The organism is Pararobbsia alpina, from assembly GCF_965118125.1.
GTDB lineage: Bacteria > Pseudomonadota > Gammaproteobacteria > Burkholderiales > Burkholderiaceae > Pararobbsia > Pararobbsia alpina_A.
In genome coordinates, this window is the sequence record NZ_OZ221287.1 from 301496 (window position 1) to 324339 (window position 22844).

Below are 22844 nucleotides of genomic sequence, written 5' to 3' on the forward strand. Positions count from 1 at the left end.
CATGCCGATCGCAACGTCTCCAGTTGCGAGGGGCATTACAAAGGCATCGAGCGTAGTCGTGCGCATGGGGGGGCGTCTAATGAAATGTCAGCCGTCAGGCATACAAAAATTGGTATAGTTCGCGCGTCCACACTTGTCCTCTTGGCTGTCGAATACATTGATGGATAACGCCCCGCAAGACAGGATGCCGCAGCGTCGTTTGAGGCTGCAACAGCTTCGATTGCTCGTCAGCCTCGACGAGACCCACAACATGGCCCGCTCGGCCGAAAGCCTCGGCATGTCGCAACCCGCGGCGTCGCGCGTGCTGCGCGAACTCGAGGAGCTGATGGGCATCCCCTTGTTCGAACGCCTTCCGCGCGGACTGCAACCGACGTGGTTCGGCGACAGCATGATTCGTCATGCGCGCACCGCCTTGTCGGCCGTCGATCACGCGTTCTCCGAAATCGCCGCGATGAAATCGGGCCTGACGGGGGTGGTACGCATCGGCACGATCATGTCGCCGGCGACGGCACTGATTCCCGACGCCGTGGTGCGCGTGAAGCAACGTTTTCCGCAAGTCCGCCTGATCGTGCGCGTCGAATCGAGCGATACGCTGTTTCCGATGTTGCGCCAGGGCGAGCTCGACATCGTGCTCGCCCGCCCGCTCGAGGAAGAAAACAATCAGGACATCGAATTCGAACCGCTGGGCGGCGAGGACGTCTGCGCGATGGTCCGCACGGGCCATCCGCTTGCCAACGCCGCCGACGTCACGCTCAGCGACCTCGCGCGCTGGCCGTGGGTGGTGCCCGAGGCCGGTTCCGTGCTGCGCCGGCGCTTCGATCAGCTGTTCCGCGTGAGCCGGGTAACGCCCCCGGCCGATTTCGTCGAGACCGGCGCGCAGCTGCTGATCACGAGTCTCGTCGGCCGTTCCGATACGGTCGCGCTGTTGCCGCGCGAAGTCACCGAGTACTACGTGAGCCACGGCATCGGCGCGATGGTGCCGATCGAACTCGATTGCCGCATGGACCCGTTCGGCATTGCAACGCTCGGTGAAGCGCCGCTCTCGCCTGCGGCCTTCGCCGTGCTCGAGACGATTCGCGAACGCGCGGCCGAGCTGTATCTCGAAGACGCCCGGCGGTAACACCGGGCGAGTTGCGCGCTTCACGCTGGTCGTGCTGGCCATGCCGGTCACGCGAATCACGCGGGTCACGCGGATCACGATAAGGTCGGGCGATGCGTCGTTCCGTTCAATGCATGCGAGGTGATCGATCCTTCGGTCGCGTTTTGCACGGCCGGCTTGCTCGATGACGGCCGGTCGACGTGTTGCACGCGTCCGCCCTGAGCCGTGCCCCCGGTGCGACGGTCGGCGCGCGCATGGCGCTCGATCACGCGTTGCAGCAGGCAGAACACGCAGAGCAGTGCGCCGATGAAAATGCGGGTCCACCACGAGCTCAACGTTCCGTCGAAGGTGATCAGTGTCTGGATCGTGCCGAGAATGCCGACGCCGAATAGCGAACCCACAACATACCCGACTCCGCCGGTAAGCAGTGTGCCGCCGATCACACTTGCGGCGATGGCATCGAGCTCCATGCCTTGCGCCTGCAGGCCATAGCCCGACAGCACGTAAAACGTGAAGGCCACGCCGCCGAGCGCCGAGCAGAATCCGGACAACGCATAGACGCCGACCTTGGTCGATGCGACCGGCAGACCCATCAGCAACGCGGACCGCTCATTGCCGCCAATCGCATACACATTGCGGCCGAAGCGTGAGTAATGCGCAACCCACACCGCCGCAAGCAGCGTCACGATTGCAATGACCACATTCGTGCTGACCGCTGCCGAGCCGACAGGAATGCGCAGCGTCGAGATGGCCTTGAACGTCGGATCGGTGATCGGGATCGAGTCGAGCGTGATCAGGAAACACACGCCGCGTGCGACGAACATGCCGGCCAGCGTGATCACGAAAGGCTGGAGCTTGAAGAAGTGGATCAACGCACCTTGCGCGGCACCGAAGGCCGTGCCGATCAGCAGCACGATCGGCACGATGACCCACACGGACCAGTGCCAGTGCTCGGCCATCACGGCTTCGGCGATCGTCGTGAACGCGACGACCGAGCCGACCGACAGATCGATCCCGCCGGAGAGAATCACGAACGTGACGCCGATCGCGACGATCAGCAGAAACGCGTTGTCGACGAGCAGGTCGAGCAGCACCTGCAATGAGAAGAACCCGGTGTACATGACCGAGCCGAACCCGAACAGCGCGGCGAACAGCACGATGGTAACGGTCAGCGGCAGGGTCCGCGGATCCGTGATGGCCGCAAGGCGCGACACCAGCAGCGAGCGGATATTCATGATGCGACGCTCCGTTTGCCGAACGCGTAGAAGAGATAGAAGCGGGCCGTGGGCGACTGGATGATGCTCACGACGAGTACGACCGCCGCCTTGACGACGAGATTCGCCTCGGGCGGCACGCCGATCGAATAAGTCGTGTAGGTCAGGGTCTGGATGATCAGCGCGCCGAGCACGGTGCCCATCAGGCTGAAGCGTCCGCCGAGCAGCGAGGTGCCGCCGAGCGTGACGGCGAGAATCGCATCGAGCTCGAGCAGCAGCCCCGCGTTGTTGCCGTCGGCGCTGCGTACGTTGGAGCTGATCAGCACGCCGGCAAGCGAAGCGGTCAGGCCCGAGAACACATAGACGAGAAACACGATCGCCTTCATGCGCAGGCCGACGAAACGCGTGGCCGTCGGGTTCACGCCGATCGCGCGAATAAAGAGTCCGAGCGCGGTGCCTTCCATCAGCGCGAACGTGCCGAGCACGACAACGACGGCGACCCAGACCGAGAACGGCATGCCGAGCAGGTAGCCGCCACCGAGAAACAGATACGCGGGTGTCGAGATCGGGATGATCTGTCCGGCGGTCAGCAGCTGGGCGACACCGCGGCCGGCGACCATCAGGATCAGCGTCGCGATAATCGGCTGCATGCCGACGAACGACACCAGCGTGCCGTTCCAGATGCCGCTGAGCAAGCCGACGGCGAGGGCGGCAAGCACTGCCACCGCGACCGGGTAGCCGTGCGAGGTGATGCTGGGTGCCAGCAGCGTGGCAGCCATTGCGCCCGCGATGGCCACGACGGCGCCCACCGAAATGTCGATGCCGCGCGTCGCGATAACGAGCGTCATGCCGAGCGCGACGAGTGTCAGCGGCGCGGCGCGGTTCAGGATATCGATCGGCGCGCCGAACATATGGCCGTTGAGCATCCGGATGCCGAGGAAATTCGGATGCACGGCGAGGTTCAGCACGATCAGCAGGATCAGTGTCAGGGCCGGCCAGATGAGCGGGCTCTTGAGGAACCCGCGCAGCCCGCCCGATGAATCGTTGGTGGTCATTCCGAGGCCCCCGAGATCAGTCGATAAATATTGTCGTCCGTCGCTTCACGGCCGTTGAGCTCGGCGATCTTGGTCCGGTCGCGCAGCACGGCGACGCGATGGCTTACGCGCGTGACTTCGGTGACTTCGGACGAGATGAACAGAATGCCGAGGCCCTTGGCGCACAGCGCGAGCATCTGATCCATGATTTCGAACTTGGCCGCGACGTCGATGCCGCGCGTGGGTTCATCGAGGATCAGCAATTGCGGCTCGGTCGCGAGCCATCGCGCGAGCAGGACCTTTTGCTGATTGCCGCCCGAGAGCAGGCCGATGGGCTGCTCGGCGTCCGAGGCCTTGATGCCGAGCCGCTTGATGTAGTCGTCGGCAATCGCGCGCTGTTTCTTGCGGCGGATAAAGCGACGCCAGCCGAGCTTGGCCTGAAGGGCCAGCACGATGTTTTCGCGGATCGAGAGTTCGGCCACGATGCCTTCGCGCTTGCGATCTTCGGGGCAGTAGCCGATGCCTTGGGCGACGGCGTCGTGCGGTGAGCGCAGCTTGACGTTCGTGCCGTCGAAGGCCACGTCGCCGGTATCGGCGCGATCGACACCAAACAGCAGCCGCGCAGTTTCCGTACGGCCCGAACCGAGCAGGCCGGCAAGGCCGAGGATCTCGCCGCGGCGGATATCGATATCGACGGGCTGCATCTGGCCGCGCCGGCCGACGCCGCGCATTTCGACAAACGGCGGAACCGAGGACCCCTCGGCGGCCGTTTGCTCGTCGAGTTGCTCGCCGAGCTGGGCGGCCGTTTGTTCGAGGCGCTCGCCGATGCCTTTATGGCCGACCATCTTCGCCACGAGTTGCGCGGCGGGCAGGTCGCGCGCAAGCCATTCGCCGACGCGTTCACCGTTGCGCATCACCGTGATGCGGTCGGAAATCGCGTACGTCTGCTCGAGAAAGTGTGTGACGAACAGAATCGCGATACGGCTTTGCTTGAGCTGGCGCAGCACGGCAAACAGGCGTGCGACTTCGTCTTCGTCGAGGCTCGAGGTCGGCTCGTCGAGGATCAGCACGCGCGCGTCGACGCTGAGTGCGCGGGCGATCGCGACCATCTGCTGGATCGCGATCGGGTAATAGTCGAGGGCCTTGCTGACATCGAGCGCGATATTGAGGCGGGCGAGCGCGGCTTGCGCGCCGTCGCGCATGGCGGCCCAGTCAATCTTGCCGTTGCGCATCGGCTGGCGCCCGGCGTAGATGTTCTCGGCCACCGAGAGATTGGGGCACAGATTCACTTCCTGATACAGCGTGCGCACCCCGTAGGCTTCGGCCTGCTTCGGCGACGCGAAACGCACGCTTTCGCCTTCGAGCACGATCTCGCCGCTATCGGGCGCGAACACGCCGGTCAGCACATTGATCAGGGTCGATTTGCCGGCGCCGTTCTGGCCCATCAGCGTATGGACTTCGCCGGGCAGCAAACGGAAATCGACATTGCGCAGCGCGTGGACGCCGGGGAACCGCTTGTCGATGCCCGTCATCTGCAACACGGGGGCAACCGAGGTCGGCGGGGCGTCGTTGAGTACAGTGTCTTGAGTCATGATCACGGCCGGAACCGATGCCAGAAACCGATGCGACAAATCGCCGCTGCGCGGGGCGCAACGGCGATGGAACAACCGGTTATCGAACTACGTTAAAGCCGCCGAGGGGACGGCGGCGCGAGGATCGATCAGTACTTGCGCGTCGGCATGATCTTCGCCGCATCGGCTTGCGTGAAGACCGTTTCTTCCGTCTTGATGCGCTTCGGCAGTTCCTTGCCTGCGACGACGTCCTTCGCCGCCTGCATCAGCTGCGGTCCGAGCAGCGGGCTGCATTCGACGTCGACATTGATCTTGCCGTCGACCATCGCCTGGAAGCCGCCGTGCGTCGCATCGAACGAAACGACCTGGATGTCCTTGCCCGGGTGCATGCCGGCTTCTTCCATGGCCTGGATCGCGCCGAGTGCCATATCGTCGTTATGAGCGTAGACCACGTTGAACTTGCCGGCGTAGGTCTTTGCGAAGGCTTCCATGACTTGCTTGCCGCCTGCGAGCGTGAAGTCACCCGACTGCGACGCAATGATATGGAACTTCGGATCGTTCTTGATGACTTCGACCAGACCGGCGTGACGGTCGTTGGCCGGTGCCGAACCCACGGTGCCTTGCAGCTCGACGATGTTGATCGGGCCCGGATTGTCCTTATAGTGCTCTTCGAGCCAGCGGCCACCGCGACGGCCTTCTTCGAGGAAGTCCGAACCAATCATCGTCACGTAGAGCGACGTGTCCTTCACATCGATATTGCGGTCCGTCAGGATCACGGGGATCTTGGCGGCCTTGGCTTCCTGCAGCACCGGTTCCCAGCCCGATTCGACGACCGGCGAGAACGCGATGACATCTACCTTCTGGGCGATATACGAGCGGATCGCCTTGATCTGGTTTTCCTGTTTCTGTTGGGCGTCGGCGAACTTCAGATTGATGCCGGCAGCGGGGGCGCTGCTCTTGACCGACTCGGTGTTGGCCGTGCGCCATGCGCTTTCAGCACCGACTTGTGAAAAACCCAGCGTGATCTGCTTGTCGGCGGCGTGCGCACCGAAGCTTGCAGAAACGAGCAATGCAGCAGCAACGAGCGCGCGAATGCCGCTCCGCTTGACGTCAGCCATGTCTGTCTCCTGATTTCGTTTTTCTCATACGGCCGGGTCGGCGGACCCGACTCCTTTTTCAGCCTAGCAACGGCCTATGGCAGCGTCTAATCCCATTTAGTCCACGATGCATATCGAAACCGATATGGATGCTCGGGAACGCGCTTCAGTCAAAGCCGGCCGCGATGCACGTGTTTTTCTCCCGAATGGCCTGTTTGGGGAATTCCCTGATCAATTCAGACAATTCCTCACCGTGCGCGCGCGTACATACGGCGCTTCGTGTGTTGCTTATGCTCATTCAAAAGCAGAAAACAGCATCGCGAGGGAGTGCCTGACGGGGGCATGGAACGGCAAGCGATGCCAACACAGCGTCGCCGGGACCTATGACGCGAAGAGGGGTTAGCCTGCCATGAACTGGACCTGTAAGACCTTTGCCGAGCTGTCGTCGCTCGAGCTGTACCACATTCTGCGTGCACGCAGCGCCGTGTTCGTCGTTGAACAGTCGTGTGTTCGTCTGGACATCGACGGCAAGGACGAGGGCGCCGTGCATGTGTTTGCGCTGGAATCGGGACCCATGCCGATTGCGGCCTACGCGCGTCTGAGCGCGAATTCGGACGACGAGCCCGAAGTGCTCGTCGATCGCCTGTTCACGAACGCCCAGCGGCGTGGCGACGGCACGGCGGAATTGTTGCTCGAGCATTTGCAGCGTGAAGTCGCTGCGCGTTGGCCGGGTCATCTGGTCCGGCTCAGTGCGCCGACTTTTCTGAAGGCGTTTTACGAACAGTTCCGTTTCCGCAAGGTCGACGGTCCGTACCTCGACTACGGTATGCCACATATCGGCATGAGCTGGCGCGCGCCGACTGCGCTCGACGCCGTGCTGCAGCCGATGCGCGGCGCGCAGGAACTCGCGCGTGCGCCGAGCAGCCTGGGAATGCTTTAAGAACAAAGAGAAAACAGCGAGGTTCGGCGGCCGGGGAGACACGGCGCAGCGAACCGGAACTCGCGGTGGACAAAAAAAGTGTACTCAGAGCGCCCATCCGCGTTGCTTTCCATTCGGTGGCGACCTAGTATTTTGAGAAAAACGACCCCATGGGAGGCACCTTGGCACTCGACGCGTTTTCGCAGCGAATCCTGCGCCTCTTGCAGCTCGACGCCCGCCGTTCGGTTCAGGAAATCTCCGACCAGGTGGGTTTGTCGAGCACCCCGTGCTGGCGCCGCATTAAGGACATGGAACAGTCGGGTGTCATTCAGCGCTATACCGCGCTGCTCGACCGCGAAAAGCTGGGCCTCCATGTCTGCGCGCTCGCGCATATCCATCTTGCTCGCCATACCGAAGGGGGGGCCGAAGCGTTCGAACGCGAGATATCGGCCTATCCGGAAGTGACCGAGTGCTACAGCACGACGGGCGAGGCGGACTACATCCTCAAAATCGTCGCGACCGATATCAAGGCGTACGACAGCTTTTTGCACGAACGGATTTTCAAGATTCCGGCCGTGGCTCAGGTCCGGACGAGCGTCGTGCTCCGGGAAATCAAATTCGACACGCAGCTCCCGCTTTGAACTGAAGGCGGTCTTGTTGCCTGGGTCGGGCGAAAACAGGCCGGCGATGTCTGGCGGGCAAAATCAGGCGGGCGAAATCAGGTGGGCGATGCGTGGCCGCTCGCCCGGTCGTTTCGCCTCATTGTTTTGCTCCGTTCTTTCGCCCTGTCGTTTCGCCTTGATGTCTCACCTTGTTGTTTCGTGCTCCGGCTCGCTCCACTTGATTCGTCCGTGTGTTCCGGCGGTCGGGTTCGCCCGTTTCACCCATTTCACCCGCTTCGCCGGTCTGGACTGCCCACGGTAGTCCGACTATCTGAATGCGCGGCAGGAATATGACCTGTCGAAGCAAAAAAATATCGGATTCATCATCCTGTACGAATCCTGACCATTTGGCTGAATCGATTAAGGCGAATTGATCGGATCAGATCTCGCTCGCGCAAAGCGCCGTCTCGCACCCCCCTTATCACGATTGTTCAATGTTTGTTCGTCCCCGACCCGATTTGCTTGCTGTAAACGACCGATTTGTGCTGGGGGATGGCGGGCGATTCCTGGACCGGCGCATTCGCGGTCATCTCTTGTTGTGTCAATTGCCTTACCGCGCATTACTTGCTTTGCGGATATTCGATTCCGGATTCGGCTTTCGATTCAGAATTAAGCTACATATTTGTCAGACTTAATTCAGTGCGTGAAGAATTGCCTTACACGCTGTGACGTGTATCACCAAGCCGATTGCCAATAACGCGCGAGATGGAACGCAATTGACGCAACGACTCATGCGGACGGTCTGGCAAAAGCTACCTGGATCGCCGGAGCTCTGTGTTTGTCGCTGCAGGAAGCAAAACGCCGCCCGATGAGAAAGTCATCGGGCGGCGTCTCGTGCGGCGGGTAAGCCAGAAATATTCCGCTGAATCAGAAGCAACGGTCGAACGGTAGTCGACGCATTGGCGGCTTGCTGCCTGAGGTCAACGGAGCAGATCAATCATATTTCGGCGTTGAGCGACTTACTTCTGGATCAGGAATTGATCGCGATTCTGACCGGCAATCCACTTCGGCGGCTTGCCGCGGCCCGACCACGTGCTGCCGCTATTCGGATCACGATACTTCGGTGCAACGCCAGCGCGGGCGCGGACCTTACCGAGCTTGGCGCCGCGGCCTGCCGTAATGCCCAGATCAGCGAGCGTCACGCCATAATCGGCCATTTTCTGCTTGATGTCCTCGACCACTGCCGTGAACTCGCGTTCCTTGGCTTCCTCGATCTGCTTTTCCAGCTTCTCGCGTTGTGCGAGCAGTTCCTTGTATGAAGACATTGCGATTCCTTTTTGTGTATGAGTCATCATGCCGTTCAATCACGCCGCCGCGAATGAGCGCATGTCGTCACTGGGTACTGCATTTATGGCTAGTTCGAATAGTACATGAGCCATTCACTGAATGGAAAGCAATCTCGGGTATTCACGGTGTTATCGATTATTAAACTTTTTGTGCAATCGTCGGAAGAATTTACGTGGTCAATCAGACCATTGCTAGACAGATCGGTTCACAAACCTGCTCGTTCGATCGTATGAAGGGCGTAGGGTTGGCGGCTTTGTGCGTATGAAGCGCCTGCAGAAACCACTGAAAAGACACGGAGATAGCAGCGGCGGTTCGAATAGGACGACCATTCGATGAGCGAAATGATCAAGTGTTTATTGTATGAGGATTGCGTTCTTGATCGAATCGCCGCTACTTACAAAACTGAAATAATTGAGATCATTATCGGGCGATCAAACAGACCGAATGCGACGATCCGTCGCACTTATCGCTCATCGAATCGTTGCGGATTTGTCGGCGATCTTCGAAATCGCATCGGAAAGTGCCGTGTTCAAACCGGCTGAATCGGTGGCGGGGGCATCAAATTTCTCGCGCATTCGCCGGGTGTCAATCTCAAAATCGATTCCGAATCGGTCAATACCCAGCAGCGATATTGTCGAAGGCAGCGAATCGGCGAGGCCATCGAGCAACGCCGTTTCTTCCGCGTCGTCGAGCGGCGCCACGGTATTGAGTTCGTGCGCATCGATCCAGCCCATCGCGCCAAAACCACCGATATGACGCAGGCGCGCAGGGACGAACGTAAAAAACGAGAAATCACCGAGCGCCAGATAGCGTTCCGCGTCGCGGTGATAGCGCAAATAGCGCCGCACCGGGGATACGGCGCCGCTCCCGGCGCACTCGCTCGGCACGGCGCGGCCCGTCAGCGTCGTGCGCGGGGCCGACAGGACATCGGGCGTGCACGCGTCGAACAGCAGGAAGCCCGCGTGTGCATCGGCCTGGAGGTTGCGCGTGTGTTCGGCCAGCCGGCTGACCAGGACGACCGGCCGGTGGCGCGCATCGGGCGCGAACGGCAGCACGGTCGGATACGGGCAGGCGTCTTCACGCGATCGCGTCGCGAGCGTGCCGAAGCGGGTCGTGTGGAGCAGATGAAGCGGTTCGTCGAGGGAAACGTTCACGGGAATGCGAAGGGCTTGATAAAAAAGTCACAAGAGCGCCGAAGGGTAGACGGTCGGACAGGCCACCAACGACAGGCCTTTCAGGTCAGTCAGGTCACCAGGGTCAGACGGGTCGCACAACGGAGCACAGGCGGCAAGCACACTGCAAGCCCCATAAGTTACACGCGTTCGGCGTTGCCTGCGTTCCAGATGCGGGGTCGCTGGCCGCGTTTCCCCGGCGAGCGCCGTCAGAAATGGCGGCAACGGTCACGGAATACATGTCCCGAAAAGGCTAGAATGGTCGCCCCGTGGGCCGGGTAGGGTGGTCGCTGCAATGCAGGACGCGACGGCTCGAACCCGCCACCGCGGCCACCTGCGTGTTCCCGCCGATCGTTGACTCACGTATCCGATTCACTCAACCGCACAAAGCCGATTTCCGTGTCCGACTCCCAAGCTTCCGAGCCTGTATCGATGCAAACTGCGCGACGCGCGCGCCTGGCCAGCATGGGCCTGTTCTTTACCGCCGGCTGGGTCTTCGCGTCCTGGGGCGTGCATGTGCCGACCGTCAAGGAGAAGTTCGGTCTCGACGATGCGCAATTGTCGGTCGCGCTGTTCGCGGTCGCCGGCGGATCGATTCTGGCCATGCCGAAGGTCGGCAAGTGGGCGGCCCGCGTCGGGACGCGTACGGCATGCACGGTCGGCGGACTCGGTGCCTGCCTGATGACGTCACTGATCCTGCTGATGCCGTGGTACTGGCCAGTCGTCGTGCTGCTCGCCCTGTACGGCGCACTCGGGGCGGCACTCGACGTGTCAATGAACACCGAGGCGGCCGATGTCGAAGCCGCGATCGGCAAGCCCATCGTGTCGTCGCTGCATGGCATGTTCAGTCTGGGCGGGCTCGCTGGCGCGGCCGCCGGCGGCTTCGCGCTTTCACACGGCATGGCGCCGGCCCTGCATTTCGCGCTTGCGAGCGCGGTGGGCGCGATCATCATCCTGATTTCCCGGCCGTATCTGCTGCCCCACGTCGGCTTGCCGGAAACCTCGGACGGCGACATGCATGCGCACGCGCGCGCCAAAGCACGCCGCGGCGTGCTTGCGCTGGGCATTCTTGCGCTTGTCGCGCTGATCGCCGAAGGCGCGATGTACGACTGGTCCACGGTCTATATGCGGGATGTCGTGCATGCGACCACCGGTATGGCGAGTGCGGCGTATGCGGCGTTTTCGGGCGGCATGTCGATCGGCCGGTTCTCAGGCGACGCCGTGCGGGCGCGCGTCGACGACGGACGCCTCGTGGTCGGCAGCGGCCTGCTCGCGAGCGGCGGCATGCTGCTCGGACTCCTCGTGCCGATGCCGCTCGTCGCGCTGGCCGGCTTTGCGCTGATGGGTCTCGGGCTGTCGAACATGATGCCGGTCATGTTTCTGGCGGCGGCGAGAGTGCCGGGACTGCACGCCGCAGAGGGTGTCGCGCGCGTCGCGGCCATGGCCTATATCGGTTTGCTGATCGGACCGGTGCTGATCGGCATCACGTCCCACGCGACCAATCTGCCGATCGGCATGTCGGTGGTGATCGCCTGCGCCGTGTTGGTCGCCGCCGCGGGCCCGCGCGTGCTGCGTTCGCCACGCACGACGCGTGCGGTCGCAAACTGAAATTACCGGTCGCGGATCAGCGACTTCGAGTCGGCCACGGGCAGCCAGGGTTCGGCGGGGCCCGCTTCGGCGTCGATCGGCGCGAGCAAACGCTGGCTGATCTCTTCGGCTTCGAGCGGCTCGGCAATCAGAAATCCCTGGATGGCGTCGCAATCGACCATCCGGAGGAATTCGAGCTGTGCCGCTGTTTCAACCCCTTCGGCGATACACCGCAGCCCGAGTGCGCTGCTCATGGCGACGATGGCCTCTGCGATCGACATCGCGTCGCGATCGCCCGGCACGCGACCGATAAATGATTTGTCGATCTTGAGCGTCGAAATCGGAAAACGCAGCAGGTACGACATCGACGCATAGCCTGTGCCGAAGTCGTCGATCGAAAAATGTATCCCCATCTGTTGCAGTCGCGCGAGATTGCGCGCGAGCGTGGCGGAGTCCTGCAACAACAGACTTTCGGTGAGCTCGAAGTCGAGACGGCGCGCCATCACGCCGCTTTCGGCAAGCGCCTGCTCGACGGTGTCGGCCAGGTTCGACCAGAGTAACTGCCGCGCGGACACATTCAACGCAACGCGCAGCGGAAGCCGTCTGCGCGATCCCAGCGGCAGTGTTGCCCCGTGTGCGGCCTGCAGCGCCTGCCACCGAGCGGCTTGCGCAAACACGCGCTTCATCGCCCATTCGCCGATCGGCACGATCAGGCCTGTCTCTTCGGCGAGGGGCACGAACTCAGCCGGCGGCACCTCGCCGAGTTCGAACGAGCGCCAGCGCAATAACGCTTCGACGCCCGTCATCTCGCCGGAACGCAAATCCGTGACCGGCTGATAGGCGATCGACAGTTCGTCGCGCTCGAGCGCGCGGCGCAACCCCGCTTCAACCCGCGCGCGGCGTTCGAGATGGGCGTTCATCGCCGGGTTGAAGACTTCCGCCTGGCGACGGCCGTGTTCCTTCGCCCGATACATTGCGGTGTCGGCATGCCGCAGCAGCGTCGCGATATCGGCGCCGTGCTCGGGCGCCATCGCGATGCCGATCGACACACCGATACTCACCGACAGCGGGCCGATATCGCACGGTTCCGCGGCTGCATCGATCAGCCGGCGGGCGATCGATTCGGCATCAGCGGCATCTTCGAGCAGCACGAGAAATTCGTCGCCGCCCCAGCGTGCGAGTTGTCCAGCGGGCCCGACGATGGATTCGAACCGGCGTGCGAGCTGCTGAAGCAAACCGTCGCCGACGGTGTGACCGAAGGAGTCGTTGATGCCCTTGAACCGGTCGAGGTCGACATAGAGCAGGGCGTGTGACGCACCGCGTCGCGCGCCGCGTTCGAGCGCGGCCTGCATCGTTTCCTCGAATGAGGCGCGGTTGAACAAGCCTGTCAGCGAATCGTGCGTCGCGAGGTAACGCACTCGCCGGCGCGCTTCGCGGACTTCGGTGACGTCCTCGAACGAGATCATCACGCAGCGCGATGCGATGTCGTCATTGGCAGCGAGCGGCTGGCATGTCGCGATCAGCCAGCGCACGTTGTCGTCCTTGCCGTTGATGATGCCGACGAAGGCTTCGCGCACGGTCTCGCCGGTGCGCAACGCACGGGCGTCGGGCCAGTCGCGCCGGCGCAGGCGCCGGCCCTGATCGTTGACGAGCGCGCGCACGAGCCGCGGGGAGCGCGCATCGAGCAACGCCTCGCGCGAGGTGCCGAGGATGCGCGCCGCTGCCTTGTTCGCGTAGATGATTCGCCCATTCTCGAGGCGCAGCACGACGCCCTCGGCCAGCGCCTCGACGAGGCCCAGCAAGGGGGTCATGTATTCACTGGCAACGAGCCGCGCATCGTGCGCACTCATAGTGTCTCCAGAAGCGGATGCAATCGGACGTGTTCGGGCGTAGTCGGACGTAATCGGACGTCCTAAGCATGCGTCGCAAACGGGGTTTACATCGCTGCCGGAAGGTTTCGCTCCGCAGCGTTACGTAACGGCATCAGGGTGACGCGCACGCGTGCGCGATACCCGCGCACCGCTTTAAACAGTTCACTGGGCCCGATTCTTAGGGACTTCTGCCGCGCCGACTGTGCGCCGGGTCGCGTTTCTCGCATTGGTATGGGAGTTGCAGAAAGTGTCGTCGCATTTTCCACACGGGGAGGCAGACCATGAACAACGGAATGAGACGAAGTGCGATTGCGGCGAGCGTGGCGTTGCTGATGACGATTTACGGATGCGGGACCGATCCGGCGGGTCCTCGCAAGGTCACATCGACGGGGACGACGGGCGCGACCGGGACGTCGACGACGGGCGGTTCGAGCAGCAGCGGTGGCGGCTCGGGCGGTGGAACGGGCGGCGGCTCGGGCGGCTCAGGGAGCACGGGTGCGACCGGAGCGACGGGAGCAACAGGTGCGACGGGAGCGACGGGAGCGACGGGAGCAACAGGCGCGACAGGTGCGACGGGACCGACCGGACCTGCAGGCCCGGCAGGACCCACCGGGCCTGCGGGACCCACCGGGCCGACGGGATCGACCGGGCCGACGGGACCTGCCGGACCCGCGGGACCCACTGGACCGACGGGCCCCGCAGGACCTGCGGGACCGACCGGGCCTGCAGGCTCGCTGCCGCCGGTCGTCAACGCCGTCGGCCCCGTGGTGGGCGATGCGGGCAATGTGCTGACCACGACGGGACAGACGGTCAACGCACTGGGCGGCCAGATCGGTTCAACGTCAGTGCCCGGCGGCAATCCGGCGACATCGACGGATCTCGGCAATGTCGTGTCGCATACGGGTGATGCAGTGACTGCGCTCGGCTCGGGCGTCGCCTTCGGTCTTGGCGACCTCGGCACCGCCGTCAATCCGGTTGGCATCACGCTGGCCAGCACCGGCAATGTCGTGACCGATGCCGGCGAAGCGATCGACAGCGCAGGGCAGATGGTGACGAGCCTCGGCATGTCGGGCGCGCTGTCGCCGCTAGCGCCGCTGACCTCGCCGCTGGGCAGCGCCGTATCGACGCTCGGCACGGCGATCGAAAAGGGTGGCGCGCAACTCGGCACCGCGCTGGCGAACGCACCGGTGGAAGCGGTCACCCAGTCGCTGAGCAACGTCGTTGTCCCGATCACCACGACCGTGACCGGGACCACGCAGACACTCGGTGATGCGACGGGCCTCGGCGGTGCGCTTACCGGCGTGCTCCAGACTGTCGGCAACGGTGTGATCGGTGCAGGGCAGAAGGTCTCGGGCGCGACCGGCAACGCGGTTGCACAGGATCTTGGCCATGTCGTGACGTCCGCCGGCCAGACGGTGTACGACGCGGGCGCCTTGTTCAGCGCGCCGGGCACGGCGAACCCGTTCGCGCCGCTTGTCGGTCTGCTCGGCCAGAGCGGCGGCGGCCTGCCGGGCCTCGGAAGTCTCCCGGGGTTGGGCGGCAGCGGGTCGTCCGGCGGAGGGCTGCCGGGCCTTGGCAGCCTTCCGATTCTCGGAAGCCTCCCGGGATTGGGTGGCAGCGGGTCATCCGGCGGAGGCTTACCGGGCCTCGGCAGTTTGCCGATTCTGGGAAGCCTGCCCGGCTTGGGTGGCGGCTCGTCGGGTGGCGGATTACCGGGTCTTGGCGGCTTGCCGGGCTTAGGCGGCGGTTCGGGCGGCGGCACGAACCCGCTCGCTCCGTTGACCGGTGTGCTCGGCTCGCTGACCGGCGGCTCCGGCAGCGCGAATCCGATCGCTCCGGTCACGGGTGCGCTGAGCGCGATCACCGGAAGTCTTGGCAGCGCAGGCGGTCTTGGCGGCAGCGGTGGAAGCAATCCGCTTGCGCCTTTGACGACGGTCGTGACCACCGTGGTGAGCACCGTGTCTGGCGCGGCGGGAGGGGCAACGGGCGGGACGGGTGGCGGCTCCGGATCGCAGGGCGGCGGCTCGAATCCGCTTCAGCCGGTCACCGGATTGCTCGGTGGCGTAACGGGCACGTTGTCGGGTGCAGTGGGTATCGCCGTCGGCGGCTCGGTCACGGCCTCGTCGAGTAACTCGAGCAACTCGAACGAAGGCGGTCTGCTGTCACCGGTGACGACGCTGCTCGGCGGGCTTTCGCACAAGTAGTCGGCCATCTCCCGGAGGGACACCGCTTCAACACACTCCGGGCCCGGTGCGCTGCGCGATCTGTTCCGGCGCAGCGTACGGATGCTCGACGTTGACCGACAGGACGGCGGTGGACCGCAACGAACCTGAGCGAAACTGAGCTGACCGCACATCGATCAGCCTCCGCACAAACACAAAGGCCCCGGGGTATTCCCCCGGGGCCTTCGCAATTCGCAGCACATCACGCGCGACGTATCACGCGTGATGCATCAGGCTCTTACATCTTGACGATGTCGAGCAGCGTCTTCTTGCCGCCCTTGTAGTCGTACAGCGAGATGACCGGCGACTTCAGATCGCCGTGCGAGTCGAATTGCGTCTCGCCGATCACGCCCTTGTAGTCGGTTGCCGGCATCGCAGCCAGGATCTTCGCCGGATCCGTCGAGTTCGCACGCTTCATCGCGTCGACGATGATGTACACAGCGTCATACGTGAACGGTGCGTAGATCTGGATCGGCTGGTTGAAACGCTTTTGATACTTGGTCTGGAATTCCGCGCCGCCAGCCATCTTTTCGAGGGCCATACCGGCTTGCGAGCAGATCACGTTGTCAGCAGCGTCGCCAGCGAGCTTCGACAAGTCTTCCGTGCAGACGCCGTCGCCTGCGAGCACCTTGGCGGTGATCGCGAGCTGCTTCGCTTGCTTGGCGAACGGGCCGCCCGTTGCGTCCATACCGCCGTACATGATCGCGTCGACCTTCTCGCCCTTGATCTTCGTCAGAATCGCGCGGAAGTCGACAGCCTTGTCGTTCGTCGCATCGTGCGACACGACGTTCAGGCCCAGCGACTTGGCGGTCTTTTCGAATTCGTTGGCGAGACCTTCGCCGTAGGCCGTTGCGTCGTCGACGATGGCGACGTTCTTGACCTTCAGGCTCTTGGCCGCGTAGTTCGCGAGTGCCGGACCTTGTTGCGCATCGGTCGCCACGACGCGGTACGTCGTCTTGAAGCCTTGTTGCGTGTAGGTCGGGTTCGTTGCCGACGGCGAGATCTGGACGATGCCCGCGTCGCTGTAGATCTTCGAAGCCGGGATCGACGTGCCCGAGTTCAAGTGGCCCACCACGCCGACGACCTTGTCGTCGACCAGGCGCTGTGCGACCTGCGTAGCCTGACGCGGGTCAGCCGCGTCGTCTTGCGCGTCGAGCTGCAGCGTCACCTTCTGGCCATTGATCGTCAGGCCCTTGGCGTTGATTTCCTCGACGGCGAGGCGTGCGCCGTTTTCATTGTCCTTGCCCAGGTGGGCGATACCGCCGGTCAGCGGAGCAACGTGACCAATCTTGACGACTTCGTCGGCCGAGGCGCTCGTCGCAAAGGCGGCGTAAAGAACCGCAGCAGCGGCGATCGGCAACACAGTTTGCAGCTTGTGCTTCATGTAAGTCTCCAGTTCAGGTCAAAAGTCAGTCGCACCTGCCGGGTCGGTGTAATCCCGGCATCTCCCCGTGACGACTGCGCAGTTGCATCGTCCGGCTTCGTGCAGAGGCCGGCGTCGCATAGGTGTCGACGTGCGGCCGGTGCTCTGCGCAACCAGCGCCGAGTGTAGTGCGTTTCAAAAAGTTTGGTGTTGGTTTTTCGAACCGCCCGTCAATTCGGCACACTCTACCGCCGAACCCTTGTTTTACGCGTCCCCGGGGTTTCCCCGGGATGCTCGTCAAGCATCGGGTCGGGCCGCTTTGCATCCCGCTTCACATCCCTTTATTCCTGTCCGAAAAGTGCATCTTTGCGGGCTTCTGGCCCCGATGCACATCCGCGGATCAGACGGGATTGTTGCCGAAACGGTGGGTTCGTGTATGCGGTTGACAGCCTAGGTATAACCCCTGTTGTCGAGAGACGGCGCCGCCCTACCAGCCCGCTCTACCAGCCGCTCTGCCAGCGGCTGAAACGGCGCCGTCACGGACTCATGGCTGGCCCGGACTCAGGCCTTCTTCGAATAGGCGTTGCACCAGCCGTTCGCATTGACGAGCTTGCCGCCGAACATCGGGCAGGCGCCCGAGGCGGAGCCGGCCGCGCCCTGGTAAAGCGCGCATGTCCCGCACTTGTCACCGGCCTGGTAGTGCGAGAACTTGGCCTTGTCGACCTTCGTGGCATCGGCCTTGTATCCGAGGGCCTGCGCGGTCGGATCGGTCTCGGAGAGCGGGTCCGCTGCGCTTGCCGTGCGGGTCAGCGCGAACGCCGACATGACGCCGACACCGTGAATGAGGAACGAGCGACGGGAGTTCTTCATGGAGAGCCTGTCCTTGTCTGTGCTTCTTATGTTTTCGAATGTGGGGGCCACGTGCGTGGCGCGACGAGCATAGCAACAATATGCGCAGGGCACAGTGTCATGAAGGGACGACGGATGGCGGAGGCGGCGCGCAGCGACAGTACGCACGCGCAAACTCGGCCCGGCGCGCGCGAAGACGTCGGCCGGGGGACGCAGCGTCGCAGACGCAGCGCTTCAGGACAGTTCGGCTAGCGTTGCGACGTGGGCGGCGATCGCGAGGCACGCGGTGAGACCCGGCGATTCGATGCCGAACAGATTCACCAGCCCCTTGACGCCATGCCGTGCCGGCCCGTCGATCGCGAAGTCCACGGCCGGCTGACCGGGGCTGGACAGCTTGGGCCGGATGCCGGAATAGGCAGGCTGCAGCGCATCGTCGGCCAACGCCGGCCAGTATTCGCGGATCGCCGCATAGAAACGATCGGCACGCGCGGGGTCGACGTCGTAGGCGATGTCATCGATCCATTCGACGTCGGGGCCGAACTTGGCCTGGCCGCCGAGATCGAGCGTGAGGTGCACGCCAAGCCCGGCTTCTCCGGGCATCGGATAGATGAGGCGGGAAAACGGCGCGCGCCCGGCCAGACTGAAATAGTTGCCGCGCGCGAAGAACTGTTTGCGTGCGTGATTCGGTGCAAGACCCTGGATCTTCGCGGCGACGTCGGGTGCGCCGAGTCCGGCCGCGTTGATGAGCCAGCGCGCATGCAGGGCGAGGGGCGCCAGCGGATCGTCGCCGGCGCGGACGATAAAGCCGTCGTTGCGGACCTCGGCCGAGATCAGCGGCGAGCGCACCGCGAGCATCGCACCGTCTCGCTCCGCATCGCCTTGCAAGGCGAGCATGAGCTGATGACTGTCGACGATTCCGGTGCTGGGTGACAGCAGCGCAGCCGAGCACGCGAGTTCGGGCTCGAGCTCCCGCGCTTCTGCGGCGTCGATACGGCGCAGGTCTTCGACACCGTTTGCGCGTGCGCGCTCGGCGATGGCGTCGAGCGCGGGAATCTGGTCGTCGCGCGTGGCGACGATGAGCTTGCCGCAGCGCTCGTGCGCGACATTGTGCAACTCGCAATACGCATAGAGACGCCGGCGGCCCTCGACGCAGAGTCGCGTCTTGAGCCAGTCGGGCGGCGAATAGATACCGGCGTGAATGACCTCGCTGTTACGCGAACTCGTCGCCGTGCCGATCGCGTCGGCGGCTTCGAGAATCAGGACTTCATGTCCGCGTGCGGCGAACTCGCGTGCAATCGCGAGCCCGATCACGCCCGCGCCGACTACGACGCACTCGATGCGATCCATCCCGTCTCCTCCTTCTTATTGCCGCTTCGGGCGAGACGTCGACGACTTCAGAAGCCTGTCGGTTTCAGAAGCCTATCGGGCGACGTTTCGCGAGGCGGTCGAGTTCGACATCTGTGCCTTCCACGGTATCACGCCCCGCGAGCCTCGCGTTGCCGAACGCATGGAGCACGGCGCGTCGCATTTCGCGCGGCTTCATGGCGGCCAGCCTGTCGAGCGGCGTCGGATCAAGATGCTCGGGAAAGCGCGCTCCCCATGCATGGGAGTCGCGAATCTCAGTGTAGATGGTTTGCGCGATCCGGCGCGCACCGTCGTGATCGGGCGCCGGGATTTCGTAGACGTTCATCCGGTTCAGGATCGGCTCGGGGATCGTGCGCACGTCGTTGGCCGTGGCGATCCAGACGACGCTCGCTGCATCGATCGGTACTTCGGCGAACTCATCCGTGAAGCTCGAGGCCGTGTCGTGCTCGAGCAGTGCGTATAGCGCACCGAGCGGATCGTAGTTGGCGTCGCCGCTCGCCTTGTCGAGTTCGTCGATGACGATCACGGGGTTCGCATAGCTGCCATGCACGAGGGCCTCAAAGACTTTGCCAGGCTTCGCGTTTTTCCATTGCGACGAGGCACCCGAGAGGATCCAGCCCGCGGTCAGCGAACTCATGGCAACGTAGTGACACGCGGTGCCCAGCACTCTGGCCAGGTGCTTGGCGAAGTGCGTCTTGCCGATCCCGGGTTCACCGAGCAGCAGCATCGGCGAGAGTTCGAGGCGATCGTCGGTCTCGCTGCACAGCGCGACCTGACGGCGCACATCTTCGAGGGGCTCGAGGAAATTGGGCAGATCTTCGCCAATCTGCTCGAAGGCCGGCATTCGATTCGGCTTGACGCAAAAGCGCAGACCGCCGATCCGAAGCATCTTTTCGTAGGTCGCGCGCAGCGCGTCGTTGGCGTTGTCGCCGAGTTCACCGAGCGCGGCTTCGACCGCACCGATGTCATAGACCTTCTTGAAGGCCGCGACCGCCAGTTCCTGACGGACCACTGCTGTCGTTGTCATGATGCACCCCGCTTGCACCCTGTTGTCGATCTCAGTGTATCGATGGACATAAATGACGCAAGCTAGCAGTGCCATGCGTGTGCTGCCAAAGCGGACACCGGGATCAGGACTTCGCAGCCGCGACCCATGCGATGACGGCCCGGCATGGCGTTCGGCGATTGACGCGGCGACCGCGGACAGAAGCGGACAGAAGCGGGCGGATGCCGTGCGTCGCTTCGGCGCGACACGGGCATTGGTCAGATTTAAGTCGTCCGACCCTTTGCCGTTAACTGGACGATCAGGGGCTGAGCGCAGGCGAATCCCGACTTCGCCGTATCGCGAACTGAATGGAAGGATTCGTATGGACAGTTCCTACAACCCGTTGCTTGTCATGCTCTCGTTGCTGGTCGCGAGCGTGGCGTCGTATGTCGCACTCGATCTCGCGGGGCGGCTTGCCAATCCGCTCGAGGAGAGCAACCGGACCCGCTGGCTCGTCGGTGGCGCACTCTCGCTCGGCGTCGGGATCTGGGCGATGCACTTTATCGGCATGCTTGCATTCGAGCTGCCGATCCGCGTCGGGTATCAGCTGAACACCACTGTCGGGTCGCTGCTCGTGGCGATCGCCGTCTCGTACTTCGCGTTGCGCATCGTATCGACCTCGGTGCTGTCGTCGCGCCGCCTGGGCATCGGCGGCGTGCTCATGGGTTTCGGCATTTCGTCGATGCACTACATGGGCATGGCGGCGATGCAGATGTCGCCGCCGATCGCCTATGACCCGCTGCGGGTCGCGTTGTCGGTGGGCATCGCGATCGTCGCGTCGATTGCCGCGCTCGCGATCGCGCATCGTCTGCGCTCCGAAGAAACCACCCATCTCGTCGCCAAGCGCACCGGTGCGGCCGTTGTGATGGGTGTCGCGATCTGCGGCATGCACTACACGGGCATGTGGGCCGCTTCGATCGCGCCGGGCGCGATGTGCGTTTCGGCCAACGATGTCGACACCAACTGGCTCGCGCTGACCCTGACCATCTTTACGCTGACGCTGCTCGCAGGGACGGTGTCGTTGTCGACGGCGGAGCGCCGGTTTCAGAACCGCACCGCCGAGATGTCGACCTCGTTGTCGACGCTCAACCGTCAGTTGCTGCGTCTCGCTGCCCTCGACACGCTGACCGATCTGCCGAATCGCGCGACGCTGGTACAGCGCGTGGGCCGCGCGATCACGCGCGCGCAGCGCACGGGCCGGCCGTTCGCTGTCCTTTATATGGACCTGGACGGGTTCAAGACCATCAATGATTCGCTCGGTCACTCGGTCGGCGACGGCGTGCTCAAGGCCTTCGCCCAGCGCCTGCGGCAGTCGGTGCGCCGCTACGGCACGATCGCGCGAATCGGTGGCGACGAGTTTGTCGTCGTTGTCGAGCAGCTGAATCTGCCGCAGGACGCGTCGGCCGTCGCCGCGCTGATCCTCACGCAAATGGAAGAGAACCTGATCGTCGATGGCGTGCCTATCCGCGTGACGCCGAGTATCGGCATCGCGATGCATCCGCGCGACGGCCTGACCGTCGAGGATCTGCTGCGCAACGCCGATGCCGCGATGTACGGCGCCAAGCAAAGCGGGCGCAATACGTATCGGGTGTTCGAGCCCGAGATGACCGAGACGGCCAAGCGCACGCTCGCCATGCAGCGCGGGCTTCAGGAGGCGCTCAGGCACGGACGCCTGGCGCTGCATTTCCAGCCGAAGTACGACGGTGCGACGAAACGGCTCGTCGGCTGCGAAGCGTTGATCCGCTGGTTCGATGACGAGCTGGGCACCGTGCCGCCGCTCGAATTCATTCCGGTCGCCGAACGGTCGGGCCAGATCATCCAGATCGGTTACTGGGTCCTCGCCGAGACGTGCCGGACGCTCGTCGAGTGGGACAAGGCCGGGCTTGCGCGCACCAAGGTCGCGATCAACCTGTCGCCGAGCCAGTTGCGCGAACGCGATCTCGTCGACCGGATGCGCGCGATCGTCGATGCGCATGGCGTCGCGCCGGAACGCATCATGTTCGAGATCACCGAATCGGTCGCGATGCAGAACGCGGAGAAGACCGCCGAGTGCATCCGCGAATTCCATTCGCACGGCTTCGAGATCGCGATCGACGATTTCGGCACAGGCTATTCGAGCCTCGCCTATCTCCAGCAATTCCGCGTCAAGCAGCTCAAGATCGATCGCTTTTTCACCGACGGGCTCGACAAGCATGGCGAGGAAGCCTACGCGATCGTATCGGCCATCATCGCGCTCGCGCATTCGCTGCAGATGGACGTCGTCGCCGAAGGCGTCGAAACGAAGACACAGCTCGACAAGCTCAACAGCCTGCTGTGCGATCAGGTGCAGGGCTTCCTGCTGGCCCGGCCGCTGACGGCCGATGCATTCGCCTCGCTGCTGCGCGAGCAGACCCGGACCGAGCCCGAGCTGACCTGACCCGGGCCCGGCGAGGGCAACACATCGTTACCCTGCCTGCTGCGGGGTTTCGCGCGAACGCGTTACTATGC

The 22844-nt window shown here is 63.6% G+C and carries 17 protein-coding genes; 6 read left to right on the top strand and 11 right to left on the bottom strand.

Annotation, left to right across the window (positions count from 1 at the left end; translation table 11 throughout):
* The first annotated feature begins 250 nt into the window (after window positions 1-250).
* Window positions 251-1120 (top strand): LysR family transcriptional regulator, encoded by an 870-nt coding sequence (locus tag ACMFWR_RS01255; RefSeq protein WP_413193252.1) that lies wholly within the window; start codon window positions 251-253, stop codon window positions 1118-1120.
* A gap of 74 nt (window positions 1121-1194) precedes the next feature.
* On the opposite strand, the gene yjfF is transcribed toward ACMFWR_RS01255, so the two are convergent.
* From yjfF to ACMFWR_RS01275, 4 genes are all read right to left on the bottom strand, one after another.
* Window positions 1195-2334 carry a galactofuranose ABC transporter, permease protein YjfF gene (yjfF, locus tag ACMFWR_RS01260; RefSeq protein WP_413193253.1) on the bottom strand — a complete coding sequence of 380 codons (1140 nt, stop codon included), beginning with the start codon at window positions 2332-2334 and terminating at the stop codon, window positions 1195-1197.
* On the bottom strand, window positions 2331-3368 hold the full coding sequence (locus ACMFWR_RS01265) for an ABC transporter permease (RefSeq protein WP_413193254.1): 1038 nt from the start codon (window positions 3366-3368) through the stop codon (window positions 2331-2333). The genes yjfF and ACMFWR_RS01265 overlap by 4 nt, the downstream gene beginning before the upstream one ends.
* Window positions 3365-4879, bottom strand: a complete 1515-nt coding sequence (locus tag ACMFWR_RS01270; RefSeq protein ID WP_413194722.1) for a sugar ABC transporter ATP-binding protein — start codon at window positions 4877-4879, stop codon at window positions 3365-3367. Before ACMFWR_RS01270 ends, ACMFWR_RS01265 begins: the two co-directional genes overlap by 4 nt.
* A 188-nt stretch (window positions 4880-5067) precedes the next feature.
* Window positions 5068-6036, bottom strand: a complete 969-nt coding sequence (locus ACMFWR_RS01275; protein WP_413193255.1) for an ABC transporter substrate-binding protein — start codon at window positions 6034-6036, stop codon at window positions 5068-5070.
* 388 nt (window positions 6037-6424) lie between these two features.
* Between ACMFWR_RS01275 and ACMFWR_RS01280 the strand changes: the two genes are divergently transcribed.
* Window positions 6425-6955: a GNAT family N-acetyltransferase gene (locus ACMFWR_RS01280; protein WP_413193256.1), complete on the top strand. Its 531-nt coding sequence runs from the start codon at window positions 6425-6427 to the stop codon at window positions 6953-6955.
* 149 nt (window positions 6956-7104) lie between these two features.
* On the top strand, window positions 7105-7575 hold the full coding sequence (locus ACMFWR_RS01285; protein WP_413193257.1) for an Lrp/AsnC family transcriptional regulator: 471 nt from the start codon (window positions 7105-7107) through the stop codon (window positions 7573-7575).
* Window positions 7576-8555: 980 nt separating this feature from the next.
* Here the strand turns inward: ACMFWR_RS01285 and ACMFWR_RS01290 are convergent.
* A complete protein-coding gene (locus ACMFWR_RS01290; RefSeq protein WP_413193258.1) occupies window positions 8556-8861 on the bottom strand; it encodes an H-NS family nucleoid-associated regulatory protein in 306 nt (101 codons plus the stop codon).
* A gap of 492 nt (window positions 8862-9353) precedes the next feature.
* Window positions 9354-10037, bottom strand: a complete 684-nt coding sequence (locus ACMFWR_RS01295; protein WP_413193259.1) for a HugZ family protein — start codon at window positions 10035-10037, stop codon at window positions 9354-9356.
* Between the two features lie 450 nt (window positions 10038-10487).
* On the opposite strand from ACMFWR_RS01295, the gene ACMFWR_RS01300 reads away from it, so the two are divergent.
* Window positions 10488-11663: an MFS transporter gene (locus ACMFWR_RS01300; protein WP_413193260.1), complete on the top strand. Its 1176-nt coding sequence runs from the start codon at window positions 10488-10490 to the stop codon at window positions 11661-11663.
* 2 nt (window positions 11664-11665) lie between these two features.
* Here the strand turns inward: ACMFWR_RS01300 and ACMFWR_RS01305 are convergent, their stop codons facing one another.
* Complete coding sequence (locus tag ACMFWR_RS01305; RefSeq protein WP_413193261.1) at window positions 11666-13492, bottom strand: putative bifunctional diguanylate cyclase/phosphodiesterase; 1827 nt, start codon at window positions 13490-13492, stop codon at window positions 11666-11668.
* 314 nt (window positions 13493-13806) lie between these two features.
* Here ACMFWR_RS01305 and ACMFWR_RS01310 point away from each other — a divergent pair, with 314 nt between their 5' ends.
* On the top strand, window positions 13807-15717 hold the full coding sequence (locus ACMFWR_RS01310; RefSeq protein ID WP_413193262.1) for a collagen-like triple helix repeat-containing protein: 1911 nt from the start codon (window positions 13807-13809) through the stop codon (window positions 15715-15717).
* Window positions 15718-15973: 256 nt separating this feature from the next.
* Here ACMFWR_RS01310 and ACMFWR_RS01315 read toward each other — a convergent pair whose 3' ends face one another.
* From ACMFWR_RS01315 to ACMFWR_RS01330, 4 genes are all read right to left on the bottom strand, one after another.
* The gene (locus ACMFWR_RS01315) at window positions 15974-17119 is read right to left on the bottom strand and encodes a branched-chain amino acid ABC transporter substrate-binding protein (RefSeq protein ID WP_413193263.1); all 1146 of its coding nucleotides are present in this window, start codon (window positions 17117-17119) and stop codon (window positions 15974-15976) included.
* 540 nt (window positions 17120-17659) lie between these two features.
* Window positions 17660-17968 (bottom strand): high-potential iron-sulfur protein, encoded by a 309-nt coding sequence (locus tag ACMFWR_RS01320; RefSeq protein WP_413193264.1) that lies wholly within the window; start codon window positions 17966-17968, stop codon window positions 17660-17662.
* 213 nt (window positions 17969-18181) lie between these two features.
* The gene (locus ACMFWR_RS01325) at window positions 18182-19294 is read right to left on the bottom strand and encodes an NAD(P)/FAD-dependent oxidoreductase (RefSeq protein WP_413193265.1); all 1113 of its coding nucleotides are present in this window, start codon (window positions 19292-19294) and stop codon (window positions 18182-18184) included.
* Window positions 19295-19358: 64 nt separating this feature from the next.
* A complete protein-coding gene (locus ACMFWR_RS01330; protein ID WP_413193266.1) occupies window positions 19359-20339 on the bottom strand; it encodes an AAA family ATPase in 981 nt (326 codons plus the stop codon).
* 340 nt (window positions 20340-20679) lie between these two features.
* Between ACMFWR_RS01330 and ACMFWR_RS01335 the strand changes: the two genes are divergently transcribed.
* On the top strand, window positions 20680-22773 hold the full coding sequence (locus tag ACMFWR_RS01335; protein ID WP_413193267.1) for a putative bifunctional diguanylate cyclase/phosphodiesterase: 2094 nt from the start codon (window positions 20680-20682) through the stop codon (window positions 22771-22773).
* The last annotated feature ends 71 nt before the right edge of the window (window positions 22774-22844 follow it).